The 2,375-nt window shown below is 59.4% G+C and carries 2 protein-coding genes; one reads left to right on the top strand and one right to left on the bottom strand.

Features of this window, described 5'->3' with window-relative positions:
• On the bottom strand, positions 1–226 hold a 226-nt coding region (locus B4E36_RS10475; protein ID WP_345900319.1), incomplete at its 3' end, for a hypothetical protein.
• Positions 227–1,141: 915 nt separating this feature from the next.
• On the opposite strand from B4E36_RS10475, the gene B4E36_RS10470 reads away from it, so the two are divergent.
• Positions 1,142–2,375 (top strand): ABC transporter permease (locus B4E36_RS10470; RefSeq protein ID WP_345900318.1); only part of this gene is annotated, 1,234 nt, incomplete at its 3' end.

Raw genomic sequence — 2,375 nt, 5'->3', positions numbered from 1 at the left:
CGACCGCCCGGCTATGGATTTCCAGCGCCCTGTCGCACAGCGCCGGCATGTCGTCGCTGCAACCCATCGCAAAGGCCAAATAGGCGATATACTCGGGCTGCCATATTTCTTCGTCCACGCCCATCTCGTCCGCGTCGGGGATGCTGTCGGCGAGGATTTCACACCCGTTTCCGTCGATGAACGCAAGGGACTTCGAGCGGTTCTCAGCAACAAGCCTCGCCTTCATTCAGACCGCTATGATCAAGCACATGACAAGGCGGCTCGCTCGATATCCGCTTTCTTGAACAGACTCTTAGCGCAGGATTTTGAACTCCTCTTGTTCTGACCCCATGTTGCCGAATCCCTGAGCCATGAACATCCTCATCCAGCGCGCGCTCGTTTTGGTTGAATAGCATGACGGTTCCACCTTCCAGAACATCGGCATAGCTGCCGAAATACAGCTTCGCTTTCCGGGCGGCCGTTATAGAGCCTGGGAAGAAGGCCGAAAAACAACGCGTTGCCGCTATCGATCCGGGCCATCGCCTTGATGTCCCATGCTTGTGCGGCAGCATTTCGGCGCTGTTCCATCTCCCGGAGTCTAGTCGCAATATTCTTTCGGCGACTTCTTGAATTTCTGCCAGGTCTCCATGTCCTGGCCCGGCGCCACCCGCGCATTTTGCTTCTCGACAGTGCGGGCGCAGGCGACGCACGGAGGCTGCCGCCTCACGCACCGATGTCAGCACACGCGGAAGGCATTTTTCGTTCCAATCATCCAGCACGGAACTGAATACCGGCAACAGCAAAGGCCTCAGTCCCGGGACCATGGAGGCAGTTTCGGTCATTAACGACTTTGTGCACGTATGTGCATTTTATTTCTAAAATTATTTTTATTAACCATAATTAATGTGTTATATCAATTGCTTATGTCGTATTATGAGATGCACTCAAGTGCGAACTCTATCATTACCCTCTTTGACATCCCCAGTTAATGATGCAAATGTGAGGCCCAAATTGTCGGATGGCAGCCGAATGACCTTCAAGGATGCAAGGGAGTGCATCGAATTAGGACAGACAAATGGCCTGCTACATCCGTCATGCTTGGGAGGAAACAGATGAAACAAAACCTTTCGCCGCGCACACTTGCGCATGCGAGGCCAGCCCGATGACCTATGCCGCAGAGCCCGTAGGCCGGCCGGCCGGTTCGAGCTGGACCACACGACTGAAATACCGCACCCGGATCGCGATGCGGGAGCCGACCACGGTGATCGGCCTGCTGATGGCGGCCCTGTTCACCTATCTGATTGTCGTTCCGATCATCTCGATCCTGCTCGATGCCGTACAAACGCAGTTCGGCGATGCGCGTCGCACCGGGACCGCCGTCGGCGAGTGGACGTCCTATTACCTGCATAGAACCTTCTTCTCCCCGGTCGCCCGCGACATGTTCTGGGAGCCGTTGCGGAACACGCTCAGCGTCGCCTTCGGCGCGATCATCGTATCGGTGATCGTCGGCGGTATCCTCGCCTGGCTGATCAGCCGCACCGACATGTTCGCAAGGCGCTGGTTCGCCACCGCGCTGATCGTGCCCTACATGCTGCCGGCCTGGACCTTCGCGCTGGCCTGGACCACGCTGTTCAAGAACCGCACGGTCGGCGGCCAGCAGGGCTGGGTCGAGGCGATGGGTTTCTCGCCGCCGGACTGGCTGGCTTATGGGCAGGTACCGATCACCGTCATCCTGGCGCTGCACTACACCCCCTTCATCATCCTGCTGTTCGGCAGCGCGCTCCGCCGCTTCGACAGTCAGCTCGAGGATAGCGCGCGCATGCTGGGCGCCAGCCGCGGCCGGATCGCCTGGTCGATCGTGCTGCCGCTGATGAAACCGGCGCTGATCTCGGCGATCGTGCTGATCTTCGCCAAATGCCTCGGCGAGTTCGGCGTTGCCTATGTGCTGGGCCTGCCGGTGAAGTTCGACGTGCTCGCCACCTCGCTCTACCGCAATCTCGGCTCGCGCCAGACCGGCGTTGCCGGCGTTCTCGCCGCCTCGATCATGATCCTCGGCATCATGACGCTGCTCATCGACGCCTACCTGATCCGCGAGGCCCGCAGGTTCGTCACCGTCGGCTCCAAGGGATCGATGAACCGGCTGAGCCGGTTGCGCGGCCTGCGCCTGCCGGCAACCGGCTTCGCCGCCTTCATCTTCCTGATCAGCGTCGGCCTGCCGGTCCTCACCCTGTTCCTGTCGACTGTCATGCATGTTCCGGCGCGTTTCACCTGGGACAATTTCACGCTAGATTACTGGCTCGGCACCAATCTGGACACGGTCGCGCTGCAGCAGGGAATCCTGTTGACGCCGGAACTGTGGAGCGCGGCCTGGAACACGTTGTGGATCGTCGGCTCGG

The sequence above is a fragment of the Martelella sp. UBA3392 genome, assembly GCF_002358775.1.
Classification (GTDB): domain Bacteria; phylum Pseudomonadota; class Alphaproteobacteria; order Rhizobiales; family Rhizobiaceae; genus Martelella; species Martelella mediterranea.
This window is presented reverse-complemented; position numbering and strand designations above follow the sequence as displayed.